Annotated in this window: 12 protein-coding genes; 3 read left to right on the forward strand and 9 right to left on the reverse strand. The window is 71.9% G+C overall.

Annotated features, from left to right (window positions below; translation table 11 throughout):
• Positions 1 to 6: 6 nt before the first annotated feature.
• The gene (locus OHT51_RS39425) at positions 7 to 1,191 is read right to left on the reverse strand and encodes a M20 family metallopeptidase (protein WP_328883702.1); all 1,185 of its coding nucleotides are present in this window, start codon (positions 1,189 to 1,191) and stop codon (positions 7 to 9) included.
• A gap of 146 nt (positions 1,192 to 1,337) precedes the next feature.
• On the opposite strand from OHT51_RS39425, the gene OHT51_RS39430 reads away from it, so the two are divergent.
• Both OHT51_RS39430 and OHT51_RS39435 read left to right on the forward strand, forming a co-directional pair.
• On the forward strand, positions 1,338 to 3,353 hold the full coding sequence (locus tag OHT51_RS39430) for an NADPH-dependent 2,4-dienoyl-CoA reductase (protein WP_328883703.1): 2,016 nt from the start codon (positions 1,338 to 1,340) through the stop codon (positions 3,351 to 3,353).
• A 54-nt stretch (positions 3,354 to 3,407) separates the two neighbouring features.
• Positions 3,408 to 3,959 (forward strand): PadR family transcriptional regulator, encoded by a 552-nt coding sequence (locus OHT51_RS39435; protein WP_328883704.1) that lies wholly within the window; start codon positions 3,408 to 3,410, stop codon positions 3,957 to 3,959.
• 33 nt (positions 3,960 to 3,992) lie between these two features.
• Here the strand turns inward: OHT51_RS39435 and OHT51_RS39440 are convergent, their stop codons facing one another.
• The 3 genes from OHT51_RS39440 to OHT51_RS39450 form a co-directional block, all read right to left on the reverse strand.
• A complete protein-coding gene (locus OHT51_RS39440; RefSeq protein WP_328883705.1) occupies positions 3,993 to 4,526 on the reverse strand; it encodes a hypothetical protein in 534 nt (177 codons plus the stop codon).
• Positions 4,527 to 4,693: 167 nt separating this feature from the next.
• Positions 4,694 to 5,671, reverse strand: a complete 978-nt coding sequence (locus OHT51_RS39445) for a fibronectin type III domain-containing protein (RefSeq protein ID WP_328883706.1) — start codon at positions 5,669 to 5,671, stop codon at positions 4,694 to 4,696.
• A 315-nt stretch (positions 5,672 to 5,986) separates the two neighbouring features.
• Positions 5,987 to 6,748: an SDR family NAD(P)-dependent oxidoreductase gene (locus OHT51_RS39450; RefSeq protein ID WP_328883707.1), complete on the reverse strand. Its 762-nt coding sequence runs from the start codon at positions 6,746 to 6,748 to the stop codon at positions 5,987 to 5,989.
• Positions 6,749 to 6,915: 167 nt separating this feature from the next.
• Between OHT51_RS39450 and OHT51_RS39455 the strand changes: the two genes are divergently transcribed.
• Positions 6,916 to 7,578: a TetR/AcrR family transcriptional regulator gene (locus OHT51_RS39455; protein WP_328883708.1), complete on the forward strand. Its 663-nt coding sequence runs from the start codon at positions 6,916 to 6,918 to the stop codon at positions 7,576 to 7,578.
• 240 nt (positions 7,579 to 7,818) lie between these two features.
• Here OHT51_RS39455 and OHT51_RS39460 read toward each other — a convergent pair whose 3' ends face one another.
• The 5 genes from OHT51_RS39460 to OHT51_RS39480 form a co-directional block, all read right to left on the reverse strand.
• On the reverse strand, positions 7,819 to 8,241 hold the full coding sequence (locus tag OHT51_RS39460; protein ID WP_328883709.1) for a PTS-dependent dihydroxyacetone kinase phosphotransferase subunit DhaM: 423 nt from the start codon (positions 8,239 to 8,241) through the stop codon (positions 7,819 to 7,821).
• Positions 8,234 to 8,833, reverse strand: a complete 600-nt coding sequence (gene dhaL / locus OHT51_RS39465; protein WP_328883710.1) for a dihydroxyacetone kinase subunit DhaL — start codon at positions 8,831 to 8,833, stop codon at positions 8,234 to 8,236. The genes OHT51_RS39460 and dhaL overlap by 8 nt, the downstream gene beginning before the upstream one ends.
• Before the next feature lie 46 nt (positions 8,834 to 8,879).
• Positions 8,880 to 9,872: a dihydroxyacetone kinase subunit DhaK gene (dhaK, locus tag OHT51_RS39470; RefSeq protein ID WP_328883711.1), complete on the reverse strand. Its 993-nt coding sequence runs from the start codon at positions 9,870 to 9,872 to the stop codon at positions 8,880 to 8,882.
• A gap of 287 nt (positions 9,873 to 10,159) precedes the next feature.
• Entirely contained in the window at positions 10,160 to 12,136 is a 1,977-nt protein-coding gene (locus tag OHT51_RS39475; protein WP_328883712.1) for an FHA domain-containing protein, read from the reverse strand.
• An 89-nt stretch (positions 12,137 to 12,225) separates the two neighbouring features.
• Positions 12,226 to 13,869 carry a serine/threonine-protein kinase gene (locus OHT51_RS39480; RefSeq protein ID WP_328883713.1) on the reverse strand — a complete coding sequence of 548 codons (1,644 nt, stop codon included), beginning with the start codon at positions 13,867 to 13,869 and terminating at the stop codon, positions 12,226 to 12,228.
• Positions 13,870 to 14,210: the final 341 nt, after the last annotated feature.

Below are 14,210 nucleotides of genomic sequence, written 5' to 3' on the forward strand. Positions count from 1 at the left end.
GGCCCCTCATGACGACCGGCTGAGCAGGCTGAGCACGGTACGCCGGTAGACGGCGTGGACGGCGGGCAGGTCCTCCAGACAGGCCCGCTCGTCCACGCCGTGCAGCCCCTCGTAGCGGACGCCGAAGCCCGCCGTGGCCGGGATGCCCTCGCCCGCGAGCAGATTGCCGATGTTCGACGGCCCGGCGGTCTTCGGTCGCACGGTCAGGCCCTCCACGGCGGCGGCATCCAGCAGCGCCGCGGCGGGCTGCCGGTCGGTGCCCAGTCGATACGGCGGCCAGGACGCCACCGGCGTGACGGTGGTCGGCCGCGGCACTGACACCTTCGCGTCCAGCTCGGCCACCGCCTCGCGGACCAGTTGCTCGGCGGCGCCGGCGTCGAAGGCCGGGGTGGTGCGGATGTCGACGCCCAGCTCGCACAGGTCGGGCACCACCGAGAAGCCCTGGCCGCCATGGCAGGAGGTCACCGTCAGCTTCGGCGGCAGGGGGAACTCGCCGTCGGCGCCCGGGAGGCCGGCTTCCTCCAGGAGCCGGACGAGATGCGCCGCGCGGGAGACGGCGCCGGGTGTGGAGCGGCGTGATCCCGAGTGGCCCGAGGCCGCGTGCACCGCGATCGCGGCCCGCCACAGACCCCGCCCGCCGACCACGACCTCGTCGAACCCCGGGTAGCCGATCATCACCCCGGCCGGGCGGGCCGCCTCCCGGTCGGCGAGGTAGGCGCGGGCGCCCCCGAAGCCGCCCGTGTGCTCGTCGACGTCGAGGAGCACGGCGAGCCCGCCGTGCAGCGCGCCGGCCCGCCCGTGCAGCTCGGCCGCGATGCCGCAGAACATCGCCGCGGCGAGCTTGGAGTCCGCGGCGCCCCTGCCGCGCAGCCAGCCGTCGACGACCTCGCCGGAGTCGGGCGCGAACGACCAGGCGGCCTCGTCGCCGTAGGGGGCGGTGTCGACGCAGGCATCCAGCGCCCACCAGGGGCCGGGCCGGCCACCGGCGACCTCGACCAGCAGGCCGACGGTGTCGCCTGTGCCGCCGTGGAGGCGGCGATACGGCAGCTCACGCCCGGCGAGCCAGTGCTCCAGGACGCCGAGGGCGGGCCCGTAGTCGTCGACCCCGGCGCGGCTGGGACAGCGGATCAGCTGCTGGGCGAGGTCGATCACGTCGGCGTGGGCGGTCATGGGGCCACCGTGTGCGGTCATGGCGCCACTGTGCCCGAGCGGGGTCGGCGTCGGGGGCGGGCGGCAGTGGTCGGCGTCACCCCTCCCTGGTTGTGCAACTAGTTGCATAAACCCGGTGCGGTCCTCTACAACTACGTCAGGCACGACACCGCCCACGGAGGGTCCCCATGAGCCGTTACCCGCACCTGCTGAGCCCGCTCGACCTGGGCTTCACCACGCTGCCCAACCGCGTCCTCATGGGCTCCATGCATGTGGGCCTGGAGGAGGCCGAGCGCGGCTTCGAGCGCATGGCTGCGTTCTACGCCGAGCGGGCGCGCGGGGGAGTGGGGCTCATCGTCACCGGAGGCATCGCCCCCAACGACGCGGGGCGGCCCTACGAGGGCGGTGCCAAACTCACCACCGAGGACGAGGCCGCGGAGCACCGGGTCATCACCGACGCCGTGCACCGCGAGGGCGGGCGGATCGCCATGCAGATCCTGCACTTCGGCCGGTACGCCTACCACCAGGACCTCGTCGCCCCCAGCCCGCTCCAGGCGCCGATCAGCCCCTTCCCGCCCCGTGAGCTCGCCGACGCCGAGGTCGAGCGGACCATCGACGACTACGCCCGCGCCGCCCGCCTCGCCCGGCAGGCCGGCTACGACGGCGTGGAGATCATGGGCTCCGAGGGCTACCTCATCAACGAGTTCATCGCCCGGCAGACCAACCGCCGCACCGACCGCTGGGGCGGCTCGTACGAGAACCGCATGCGCTTCCCGGTCGAGATCGTGCGGCGGGTGCGCGAGGCCGTCGGCGAGGACTTCATCATCGTCTACCGGCTGTCCATGCTGGACCTCGTGCCCGGCGGCTCGACCCTCGACGAGGTGATCAAGCTCGCGAAGGCCGTCGAGGCCGCCGGAGCGACGATCATCAACACCGGGATCGGCTGGCACGAGGCCCGCATCCCGACCATCGCCACCTCGGTGCCCCGCGGCGCGTACACCTGGGTCACGAAGCGGCTGATGGGCGAGGTGTCGGTGCCGCTCGTCACCACCAACCGCATCAACACCCCCGAACTGGCCGAGGAGTTGCTGGCCAACGGCTGCGCGGACATGGTGTCGATGGCCCGCCCGATGCTCGCCGACCCCGACTTCGTCGCCAAGGCCGCCGCCGGGAAACCGGAGGCCATCAACACCTGCATCGGCTGCAACCAGGCCTGCCTCGACCACACCTTCAGCGGCAAGATCACGTCCTGCCTGGTCAACCCGCGCGCCTGCCACGAGACCGAGCTGACGCTGTCCCCGACGCGACTGCGCAAGCGGGTCGCCGTCGTGGGCGCCGGCCCCGCGGGCCTCGCCTGCGCCGTGAGCGCGGCGGAACGCGGCCACGAGGTCACGCTGTTCGACGCCGCGAGCGAGATCGGCGGCCAGCTGAACGTCGCCCGCAAGGTCCCCGGCAAGCAGGAGTTCGACGAGACCCTGCGCTACTTCCGCCACCAGCTCGACTGGCAGGGCGTGGACGTACGGCTGAACACCCGCGTGGCGGCCGACGACCTCGCCGGCTACGACGAGGTCGTGGTCGCCACCGGCGTCAGCCCGCGCACCCCGGACATCCCCGGCGTCGACCACCCGAGCGTCGTGGGCTACCTCGACGTCCTGCGCGACGAGGCCCACGTCGGCGAGCGCGTCGCCGTCCTCGGCGCGGGCGGCATCGGCTTCGACGTCGCCGAGTTCCTCACCGACGGCGGCGACAAGGCGAGCGAGGACCCCGAGACGTACTTCCGCCTCTGGGGCGTCGACATGGACTACACGGGTCCCGGCGGCCTCGCCGCCCCCGAGCGGCCCGCCCCGCCGCGCACCGTCCACCTGCTCCAGCGCAAGACCAGCAAGGTCGGCGCCGGCCTCGGCAAGACCACCGGCTGGATCCACCGCGCCGAGCTCAAGCACCGGGGCGTCACCATGGTCCCGGGCGTGCGCTACGACCGTATCGACGACGCCGGACTCCATGTCACCGTCGGCGAGGAGAGCACGGTCCTCGAAGTCGACACGATCGTGCTGTGCACCGGGCAGGAGCCGCGTCGCGACCTGTACGAGGCGCTCATCTCCGCGGGCCGCAGCGCGCACCTCATCGGCGGCGCCGACGTGGCCGCCGAACTGGACGCCAAGCGGGCCATCAAGCAGGGCACGGAGCTGGCGGCGAGCCTGTAGCGGCGAGTGGTCGTGTTCGTAGGACGACCTCCTCGCGTCCCTAGGATGAGCCCCATGTCACTCCCGCACGCGATCCTCACCGCCCTGCTCGAGAAGCCGTCCTCGGGGCTGGAGCTGACCCGTCGCTTCGACAAGTCGATCGGGTACTTCTGGTCGGCGACGCATCAGCAGATCTATCGCGAGCTGGGAAAACTGGAGGCCGAGGGGTTCATCCGCACCCTGCCGAGCGAACAGCCGGCCCGCGGGCAGAAGAAGAGCTACGACGTCCTGCCGGCGGGCCGCGCCGAACTGGCCCGCTGGACGGCCGCGTCCCAGGACCCGAAGCCCCATCGCGACCCCCTGCTGCTGCGGATGCGTGCCGCGGCCGTCGTGGGGACCGAGGGCATCGAGGCCGATCTGCGCCGCCATCTCGATCTGCACCAGCGGCAGTTGGCCGAGTACGAGCAGATCGAGCAGCGCGACTTCCCGCCCGGCAAGGACAGCTCCCAGGACCGGTTGCGGCACCTGGTGCTGCGCGCCGGCATCGATCTGGAGACCTTCTGGACGCAGTGGCTCACGCACGCGCTGGAGGAGTTCGCCGAGCTGCCGGGGCGCGAGCCTGCGTGAGCCGGCCCGGCAGCTGTGCGGGGGGTGCGGCCGTCAGAGCCGGTACGGCTTGGCCTTGCGGCGCAGATACCAGGCCGCGGCCAGGCCACCCGCGCCCACCAGGACGCCGCCGCCCACCAGTGTGAGGGTGCCGAAGTCCGTCGAGGAACCGCCCACGCCGCCCATCACGCCGCGCGAGGGCGATGTCCTGGGGGTGGGTGTACGGGTCGGGCTGGTCGACACGATGACCGACTGGGTGCCCGCCGTCGAGCCGTTGGAGCACACGACGATGACGGTGTACGTGCCCGGGTTCACACTCGACCACGCCGCCGACTGGAGCCGGTCCGTGCCGGACAGGGAGACCTGGCGCCCCTGCGAGAAGTTGGCCTGGCTGCTGGTGAGCAGCGAGGCGGTGCCCCAGCTGCCGTTGACGTTGGTGCACGCACTGGTCGTGACGGAGACCGTTGACCCGGTGGTGCTCACGGAGATCCCCGATTGCGCGGCGGCCGAACCGGCGGCCACGACGAAGGGGAGTGAGGCGGCTGCCACGGTCAGGCCCGAGCGGAGGAAGAGCGATGAATTGCGCATGGAATGCCCTCCGGCGGCACGGTTGGCGGTACATCCCTTGCGCCGCCTGGGGTCGGGAACGCCCGTGCTGCCTCAGGGGCAGCCAACGCGCCCCGGGTCCGCACCGCATGCGGGCCGCCCCCGGTCAGGTGACGCCTTGCTGCATCCGGGGGATGCCCGAGCGGTTGTCAGCCCCGCGCGCCGGTCGTCACCGTCCGCTCCGCCGAGAAGCCGCCCCAGGTGCCGTCCGGTAGCCTGCCGCGGATCCGCACCCGGTGACCGACCCCGGACTCGGGGCCCAGGTAGAAGCTGTACGTGGCCTTGTCGCGCGGCGGGTTTCCGCCGTACACCAGCGAGGTGGCCGCCCTCCCGTCGAGCTGGATCTGGTACTCCGCGACGACTCCGTCCGTGCGCGGCGGCACCCAGCTCAGGTCGACGTAGTACGCCCCGTCCGCGCGATGCGTCGTCGCCCGGAAGGCGGTCGGCGCGGTGCCGCGCCCGTCGTCCGTGCCGGGTGTGGTGATGCGGACGGGAGCCGTGGCCGGTGACTGGTTGTCGGCCGCGTCGCGGGCCCGGACGGTGAAGGAGTAGCGGGTGCCCGGCCTGAGGCCGGTGACCACGGTCGCCGTCTGGTTGCCGCCCACACTGTGGATCTTTGTGCCGCCCTGATGGATGTCGTACGACACCACGTCCCGGTCGTCCGTGGCCGCCGCCCACGACAGCTGAACCGCGCGGCTGCCGACCGCCCGGCCGGTGATCTTCCCCGGCCGCGTCGGAGCCGCGCGGTCGGCGGCCACGGCCCTGGGAGTCGTCGCCCGGACCTCCTTGCTCGGCGGTCCGAGACGCCCGTCCTCGTCACGGGCCCGGACGGTGAACGCATAGGTGGTGGCGGGCTTCAGCATGGTGACATCCACCATGTGTGCGGAGGCCGGCACTTCCTTGACCTTGGTGGGGCCCCGATATACCTCGTAGACACGGATCCCGGGTTCCGCGGAGACCGCGGTCCACATGACATGCACGCTGGTCGCGCTGCCCGCGGCGGCCGTGACACCCGAGGGCGCCCCGGGCGGCCGGGCCCCGTCCCCGGCCGCGTCGCTCCACGTACAGGACGAGAGCAGCGCGAGCGCCGCGCAGAGGGCGGAAACGAGTGCCAGAACGCGTCGCACGACTCTGCCTCCCGGGGGCGGCCTCGCGGCAATGGTCCGGACCAATATGACGCGACTGACGCGATCACATCAAGAGGGCGGTCGTGGGCGGCCGTTGGTCGTCCGTCCGGGGACTTACGTATGCTGAAGCTCCCCACGGCTGAACTCGCCTTGAGGGCCGTGGAGTTCATGCCGCCTGCGCGGGCCCGCTGTCGTCGCTGACCCCGCGCCGGACGCGGGTGGCCGGGCGGCCGGGTCCTGTCGCGGGCTCAGGCCCCCGGCCCCTGGCGGAAGTTCGGGGGCACTGGTCGTGTCGTGTCGCCGAGCGAGGGGTCGTCAGACCGCCGACCAGCCGTCGTCGACCGGCAGGATCACGCCGTTGATGTTGCTCGCCGCGTCCGAGGCCAGGAAGACGATGGCGGCGGCCTGCTCCTCGGGCTCGGCCAGCCGGCCGAGGTTGACGAAGTGCGGACCGAGGGCGGCCGGCCCGTGCGCGTCCTGCGCCGCATCCACGACCATGCCCGTCCGGGTGCCGCCCGGGGCGATGGCGTTCGCGCGGATCCCCTGCTTGCGGTACATCACGGCCAGGGACTTCGTCAGCCCCACCACGCCGTGCTTCGACGCCGTGTACGCGGCACCGGCCGCACTGCCCCGCAGGCCGGCCTCCGACGCCGTGTTCACGATGGCGCCCCGTCCCGCCTCCAGCATGTGCGGCAGCGCGGCCCGGGTGAGCAGGAACGGGGTGGTGAGGTTGACCCGTATGACGCGCTCCCACTCGGCGTCTGTGACGTCCGCCAGGGCCGACATGCGGTCCATGATCCCGGCGTTGTTGACCAGGACGTCGACGCCGCCGAAGCGTGCGACGGCGGTCTCGACGACCCGGTCCACGACCTCCTGCTGGCTCAGGTCGCCCACCACCGCGACCGCGCCGCCGCCGGCCTGCTCGATCTCCTTGACGACCGCTTCCGCGCCCTCGGCGTTGAGGTCCGCGACCACGACCCGGGCGCCCTCCTTCGCGAACGCCAAGGCGGCCGCGCGTCCGATGCCCGAACCCGCTCCGGTGACGATGACGCTGCGTCCGTCCAGTCCGCCGCTCATGAAGTGCTCCCATACGTGTGGCGAGGGTGTGGCGAGGGGGTGTTCTGTCCGACGGGCGGGGTGTCGAGCGCCGCCCGGGGCCACACCCTACGACTTAATGTCTCTGAGTGACATAAAATCGTCGGGGAGAATTCCGGGAGAGTGATCAGCGTCGGCCGGAGGACACCATGACCGCAGCCCGTGGACGTACGAGCCGACCCGCGAGCCGGCCCACGGGGCGACCGCCCCTGACCGATGAGCGCAAGGCCGCGATCCGGCTGGAGATCGCGCGGGCGGCGGTCGACCTGTTCGTCACCCAGGGCGTGGCGGCGACCACGGGGGAGCAGATCGGAGCGGCGGTCGGTGTCTCCTCGCGGACCGTGTGGCGCTACTTCCCGAGCAAGGAGAACTGCGTACGTCCGCTGTTCTCGGCCGGGATCGACCTGATCGCCGACTGCCTGCGGCGGTGGCAACCCGGGCAGCCCCTGGAGGAACTCCTCGACCAGGAACTCGCTCACGAGCAGCACGAACTCGCCGGCCCCGACCGCGCGACCGTCGGTGCGCTGGTACGGCTGACGCGTACCGAGCCCGGTCTGCGCGCGATCTGGCTCCAGACCTACGACGAGGCCGAACCGGCGTTCGCGCGCGCCCTCGCCGAACGGGCCGGCCTACCCGCCGACGACCTCCGCCCCACCATCCAGGCCGCGATCTTCAACGCAGCCCTGCGCGCCGCGGTCGAGCACTACGCCTGGCACACGGCCGACACCCACCCCGACGGGGCGACGGCCAAGACCGAACTGGCGGCGACACTGCGTTTGGCGCTGGGGGTTGCGGCGGAGGGGGTCGGCTAGGGGCGGGCCCTGGCGGCGTGGCGGCTCGCGGGGTGCGGCCGAGGGGCGATGGTCGGCGGATGAGGGACGCAGAGCGGCGGGCCGCCGTCATGGGCGGAGATCCCGTGTGTCGGCCGCAAAGGCCCGGGGAGCCCGGCCACCGCCCGCAGAGCAGCACCGGCGGGCAGGGCCCGCGGCGCGTGTCCCAGTGGCGGGAACACTGCCGCGGCGCCCCCGCCGCGATGGTTGCCGTAGGCCGCCTCACACCTTCCGGTACGTGTACGCCTCCGCAGCCGCCGCCTCCACCGCCGCCAGGTCGGCGCCCGCCGCTGCTGTGACGACCGCGGCCACCGCGCCCTCGACGAACGGGGCGTCCACCAGGCGTGTGTTGTCGGGGAGTTCGTCGCCCTCCGCGAGCAGGGCCTTCACGGTGAGGACCGCGCTGCCCAGGTCGGTGAGGACCGCGACACCGGCGCCACGGTCGACGGAGGCGGCAGCGGCGGCGATCAGTTCGGAACTGGTGCCGAGTTCTCCGCCCTCGGTGCCGCCCGCCGGGGCCACCGGCACGGTCGTCGAGCCGCCCGCGAGACCCTGGGCCAGTTCGGCGACCGACGCGGCGACCTGGGCGCTGTGCGAGACCAGCACGACGCCTACGAGCCCCTCGCCCTTCGTCGCGTCACTCATCGTTCGCCTCCGCCAGGGCCGCGATCAACAGCGCCGATGACGTGGCGCCGGGATCCTGGTGCCCGATGCTGCGCTCGCCGAGATAGCTCGCCCGCCCCTTGCGGGCCTGCAATGGCGTCGTCGCCAGGGCACCCTCCTCGGCGGCGGCCCGCGCCGCGGCGAATCCGTCGCCGAGGGCGTCCACCGCCGGCACCAGCGCGTCGATCATGGTCTTGTCGCCCGGCGCAGCGCCCCCGAGCGTCATGACGGCGTCCACCCCGGCCCGCAGCGCCTGGGTGAACTGCTCCTCGCTCACCTCACCGGCGTCCCCGAGGGCCTTGCCGGTCCGCCGCAGCAGGGTCCCGTACAGCGGGCCCGACGCCCCGCCGACCGTAGAGATCAGCTGCCGCCCGGCGAGCATCAGGATCGTGCCCGGCGTCTGCGGCGCCTCCTTCTCCAGCGCCGTCGCGACGGCGGTGAACCCGCGTTGCAGATTGCTGCCGTGGTCGGCGTCCCCGATGGGCGAGTCGAGGGAGGTGAGCCGTTCCGCCTCACGGTCGACGGAGGCGGCGGTCGCCGTCATCCAACGGCGGAAGAAATCGGCGTCGAGCACTGGATCTCCTTGCATGGCAGGTGCGTTGCGGTCGTCCGGCTCCGGATCACATACCCCACCGCAACCCCGGCGTCTTCACCGGCGCGTTCCACAGCCGCAGCAGCTCCTCGTCGACCTGGCACAGGGTGACCGAGGCGCCGGCCATGTCGAGGGAGGTGACGTAGTTGCCGACGAGAGTGTGGGCGACGGTCACACCGCGCTGGGCGAGCACCCGCTGGACCTCGGCATTGAAGCCGTACAGCTCCAACAGCGGTGTCGCGCCCATGCCGTTGACCAGGACGAGCACGGGATTGCGCGGGGTCATGTCGTCGAGGATCGCGCCCACCGAGAAGTCGGCGATCTCGCCCGAGGTCATCATCGCGCGCCGCTCCCGGCCGGGCTCGCCGTGGATGCCGATGCCCAACTCCAGCTCGCCGGGCGGCAGATCGAAGGTGGGGCTGCCCTTGGCGGGGGTGGTGCAGGCGCTGAGGGCGACGCCGAAGCTGCGGGAGTTCTCGTTGACCTGCCGCCCGATGGCCTCGACCCGTTCCAGCGACTGCCCCTCGTCGGCGGCGGCACCGGCGATCTTCTCCACGAACAGGGTCGCGCCCGTGCCGCGCCGCCCGGCGGTGTAGAGGCTGTCGGTGACCGCCACGTCGTCGTTGACGAGCACCTTCGCGACCTGGATGCCCTCGTCCTCGGCCAGCTCGGCGGCCATGTCGAAGTTGAGGACGTCGCCCGTGTAGTTCTTCACGATGAACAGCACACCCGCACCGCTGTCCACGGCGGCGGCGGCCCGCGCCATCTGGTCCGGCACCGGCGACGTGAACACCTCACCCGGACAGGCCGCCGACAGCATCCCCGGGCCGACGAATCCACCGTGCAGCGGCTCGTGCCCCGACCCGCCACCGGAAATGAGGGCGACCTTCCCCTGCACCGGCGCGTCGCGCCGCACGATCACCCGATTCTCCACATCGACGACCAGCTCGGGATGAGCGGCAGCCATTCCGCGCAGTGCGTCCGCGACCACGGTCTCCGCGACGTTGATCAGCATCTTCATGGGTACCTCCTGGTGAGACTGGCTCCGGCCCCCTGACCAGCGCTTGTCCGGGCAGGGCACGTGGGGCGAGGCTTCGATCTTGGCGGTCCGTGGCGGTCGTGGGCGGGTTCGGGAGGTTCCGGCGGGACGGCGTGTCGTCGCCGAAGCCCTGATGTCGGCAGTATCGCCCTTGCGGCAGCGAAGGTCACGTGCGCGAGTGCCCAAGGGCGCTGACCAGCTAAAAGGGGGGAACGGCGGCCGCTCACCGCCCGCCCGATTCCGCGCCGGCACCCCTCACGGGCGCCGACTCACGACGGTGCGACTGCCGGGCCCGCATGGTGCGGGTTGAGGAACTTGGCCTCCTGTGGCACCTGTGGCACCTGCGGCGCAAGGTCGGTGCGCGGGTCGGCGGGGCGGGGAACGAAGACGGGGACTTCCGACTGGTAGAAGATGTCGATGTCGGCCTCCTCACCGCTGACGATCAGGGTGTCCCACGCCCCGCTCTCCTGAAGCGTGCGCAGCGTCTGTGGGGCGAGCGCGGCGAGGTGGGCGCGCAGCACCTCGTCGGTCGGCATGCCCGGCAGGCGGGACGACAGGCGCTCGCGGATGGCGATCATGCGGTCGAGCAGCAGGTCGAGGTCGGAGCGCTGCGCGGCGGAGCCGTCGTCCGGCTGCATGCTGCGGGCGACGATGTCCTTGATGGCGCGGGTGATGCCCTCGTCGTCGGTGGCCACCATCGCGTTCCAGGCCCGGGACTTGTGCCGGTACTGAAGCATCGACATCGCCGCCTCGTGCCGGATGAAGTCGGCGTCGCGCAGCGGTCGGCCCTGCCAGACTCGGCTGAGGGAGCGGGCGAGCGAAGTGGCCGACGCCAGGCCGCTGTTGAGGCCGCGGCCGGGCCAGAAGTGAATGGCGTTCGCCGCATCGCCGAGCAGGAAACCGAACGTCCCCGGGGTCTTCGCGGTGGGCCGGCTGAGCTGGGCCGTGAAGCGCGGGCGCTGCACCATGTCCAGACGGAACGACGTGACCGCCGACAGGTCCGCCTCGGGCACCCCGAACATCTTCAGCCCCTCCAGGATCCGCTTCCACAGCGGCGAACCCTGAAGCAGGGCCGGCAGGAACAGGGTGCCGTGCGTGGGGCAGGTGAACTCGTTGTGCTCGCCGCGGGTCATGACGCAGGGCCGGGCGGCGATGCACTCCTCGAAGACCTTGCGGACCGGGTCGATGCCGATCACGTCCTCGGCCTCCTCGCGGGTGAGCCGCATGTTCAGGAAGCCCTCGCCGCGCAGCGAGTTGAGCAGAAAGCGGTTCTGGGACACGGTGAGCAGGACGCTCATGGGGTCCGGCAGGGTCGACTTCACCCGCAGCCCCAGCACGATGTCCCGCAGGTGCTCGCCGTCGAGGGAGTAGATCGACGCGTCGGCCGTTCCGAAGCGGTCGGCGAAGTGTTCGCGGGTGCGGGAACGCCCGCCCTCGGCGATGACGAGCACGTGGTCCTGGGCGATCCGGTTCTGCTGCTCCTCCACGTCGAAACGCTTGGGGACCAGCCTGATGGCCTCGCGCTTGTTGGCCAGCTCCAGCAGCTGGTCCTCGACGTAGGCGATGCGGATGTTGCGCGGCGGACGGCCGTCAACCGAGTCCGGTCCGACGGGCCACATCTCCGAGTAGCCGGCCGTGTTGTCGAACAGCGCCGAGCGGACCTCGTCGGACAGTGCCAGGTACTGCCGGCTCTGCACGGTCACGACCTGCTGGCGCCGTACGTTGCCGTGCCGCTCGTCCTTCCAGACGACGGCGGAGCCTTCCTTGCACCAACGGGCGTCGTACACGGTGATCTGTGTACGTCCCCGGAGTTGCTCCTCCAGCGCCAGGGCGAAGGCCAGGCCGACCGGCCCCCCGCCGGTGACCGTGACGCGCAGGGTGCCGGAGTCGGCGCTCGGGTCGATGCGCGGGGAGTTGAGCAGGGAGAGGTCGATGACCGTCTCCATCGCGTCCTGCGCCTCGTAGAGGAAGGTCTCGTCGCCTATTCGTATGCAGTCGTTGGGGCGCAGCACATGTCGCGTGACGCGTTCGTCGTTGACGTACGTCCCGTTGCGGCTGCCCCGGTCGTACAGGACGAACCCGGCGTCCTCCGTGACGATCTCGGCGTGAAGGCGCGAGGCGTTGGCGCTCACGAGCACGATTCCGTTGTCGCCCTTACGGCCGAGGGTCAGCGGTGCACCGTCCAGAACCACACTCTGGCCAGTGAAAGGACCTGTTTGTCCCACGATGATCGACGGCACCTGCATACTCCTCGCACTCTGTGTGAGGGTGAACTCCCCCGGGACATACACGTAAGTATCCCCCGCGGCGGTTCAACCGATCTTGGAACACTGGCCTACTCGCACGTCACCGAGAAGGGCACCGTGTTCGAGGTCGTCCCCAAGGGTCCCTTGACCTCCACGCCGATCTCGCTGGTGAAGGTTCCGGCCCTGGAGTACGCCGTCAGACGCACGACGTCCTGGCCCGTACGGTCCCCGTCGCTCGCGAAGTTGAGGGAGCGCCACTCGCGGTCGACCACCGAACCGTCCTTGGACACCCACCGATAGGTGATCCTGGCCGGTGCCTCGTCCACGGCGAACGTCGCCGTGAAGGTGGGGGCCTGGCCGGCCGGCGGCGAACACTCCCCGACGTACGTCGTGTTCACGCCCGTCACCGTCGCACGGACCTGCTGGGACGTGTCCGTGGCCTTGGCGTTCCCTCCCTCGTCCTCGCCGCGATTCACCAGTACGTAGCTCAGCCCGCCGATGAGCAGGGCGCACGCCACCGCGCCGGCGATCAGGGCCGGGGTGCGTCGACGGCGGCGCGGGACGTCGGCCGGCTGCGGCTCGAAGGGGATGGGCGGCCCGAAGACGCCGGCAGGTGCGGTGGCCGTGGGTTGAGCGGGTTGAGCGGGTTGAGCGGGCTGAGGCGACTGAACGGGCTGAGGCGACGGAGCCGGCTCGGCAAGCGATCTCCCGATCACGGCGTGCGCCGACCCCGACGTACCGTCACCGGCGGTCGTTGCGTCACCGGCGGTCGTTGCGTCACCAACCGTGGGTGCGTCACCGATCGTTGGGGTGTCACCGGCCGTGGGTGCTTCCGGGGCGGTGCTCGTGGGCGATTCCTCGGCGGCCGCCGGGGGCGTCGCGGCCATACCGCCCGCCGCGCTCTTCCGCAGCTCCCGCTCGGCCTGTTCGGCGGTCATCCGCTCAGTGGGCTCCTTGCGCAGAAGCCCCTCGATGATCGGAGTGAGCGGGCCGCACCGGCGCGGCGTCGGGGGTTCCTCGTCGACGATCGCGCGCAGGGTGCTGAGCGGGGTGTCCTGACGGAACGGGGAGAGGCCCTCCACGGCTGCGTACAGCAGAACGCCGAGCGACCACAGGTCGGACTCGGGACCCGGAGTGCGGCCGAGGGCCCGCTCGGGAGGAAGGTACTCGGGGGAGCCCACGACCTCGCCGGTCATGGTCAGCGAGGAGTCGCCCTCGACCATGGCTATGCCGAAGTCGGTGAGTACGACGCTGCCGTCGTCGCCGAGCAGCACGTTCGCGGGCTTCACATCGCGGTGCAGTACCCCCTCACGGTGCGCAGCGCGCAGGGCTGAGAGGACCTCGGCGCCGATCTGCGCCGCCCGCTGCGGGGCCAGAGGTCCCTCGGCGCGCAGCAGGTCTCCCAGTGAGCGGCCACGGACGAGTTCCATGACGATCCAGGGACGGCCGTCGTCGGTGGCCACGTCGTAGACGGTCACCACGTTGCGGTTGGGGATGCGGGCGGCGGCCCATGCCTCGCGCTCCAGCCGGGTGTACATTCGCTCGATGTGCGCGGCGGACAGCCCGGCGGGGGCACGTACCTCCTTGACGGCGACATCGCGGTGCAGCGTCTCGTCGCGCGCCCGCCACACCGTTCCCATGCCGCCCTCGCCGAGGCGGGACAGCAGCAGGTAGCGGCCCGCGATCCTCCGCTCCTGGTCCGGTGGCACCTGTACGGCCTCCTTGTTGTGCATCCGGACGGCTCTCCCTCTCCTCGTGCGGCGGCCGGGGCGATCGCCGATGTCGCCCTCGCGCAGCAGTTCCGCATCCCCGTATACAGCGCTCGACAGCGAGCCCGCCACCCCGCGCGCGGCGTGCGGCGTCGCGGGCCGACGGTCATCGACCCGGCGCGGACACATGATGTCGCACGTGCCCGACCGGCTGTCATGGCCCCCGCCCGTTCCCCGGACAACGCGCCGTCCCTCCGGGACAGTTCCTCGCGCGGAGGCGTCGCGGCCGTGCCCCCGCCACATCCCGGACCTTCCGGGAGCCGCCTTGTGCTACACGCGGAGGCCCGTCCGAATGGTTCGCCTCA

The sequence above is a fragment of the Streptomyces sp. NBC_00299 genome (genome assembly GCF_036173045.1).
GTDB lineage: Bacteria > Actinomycetota > Actinomycetes > Streptomycetales > Streptomycetaceae > Streptomyces > Streptomyces machairae.

Excerpts from the sequence above, each read along its gene's own strand:
- OHT51_RS39425 (WP_328883702.1), bottom strand. The coding sequence starts at position 1,191 with ATGACCGCACACGGTGGCCCCATGACCGCCCACGCCGACGTGATCGAC.
- OHT51_RS39430 (WP_328883703.1), top strand. The coding sequence starts at position 1,338 with ATGAGCCGTTACCCGCACCTGCTGAGCCCGCTCGACCTGGGCTTCACC.
- OHT51_RS39435 (WP_328883704.1), top strand. The coding sequence starts at position 3,408 with ATGTCACTCCCGCACGCGATCCTCACCGCCCTGCTCGAGAAGCCGTCC.
- OHT51_RS39440 (WP_328883705.1), bottom strand. The coding sequence starts at position 4,526 with ATGCGCAATTCATCGCTCTTCCTCCGCTCGGGCCTGACCGTGGCAGCC.
- OHT51_RS39450 (WP_328883707.1), bottom strand. The coding sequence starts at position 6,748 with ATGAGCGGCGGACTGGACGGACGCAGCGTCATCGTCACCGGAGCGGGT.
- OHT51_RS39455 (WP_328883708.1), top strand. The coding sequence starts at position 6,916 with ATGACCGCAGCCCGTGGACGTACGAGCCGACCCGCGAGCCGGCCCACG.
- OHT51_RS39460 (WP_328883709.1), bottom strand. The coding sequence starts at position 8,241 with ATGAGTGACGCGACGAAGGGCGAGGGGCTCGTAGGCGTCGTGCTGGTC.
- dhaK (WP_328883711.1), bottom strand. The coding sequence starts at position 9,872 with ATGAAGATGCTGATCAACGTCGCGGAGACCGTGGTCGCGGACGCACTG.
- OHT51_RS39475 (WP_328883712.1), bottom strand. The coding sequence starts at position 12,136 with ATGCAGGTGCCGTCGATCATCGTGGGACAAACAGGTCCTTTCACTGGC.
- OHT51_RS39480 (WP_328883713.1), bottom strand. The coding sequence starts at position 13,869 with ATGCACAACAAGGAGGCCGTACAGGTGCCACCGGACCAGGAGCGGAGG.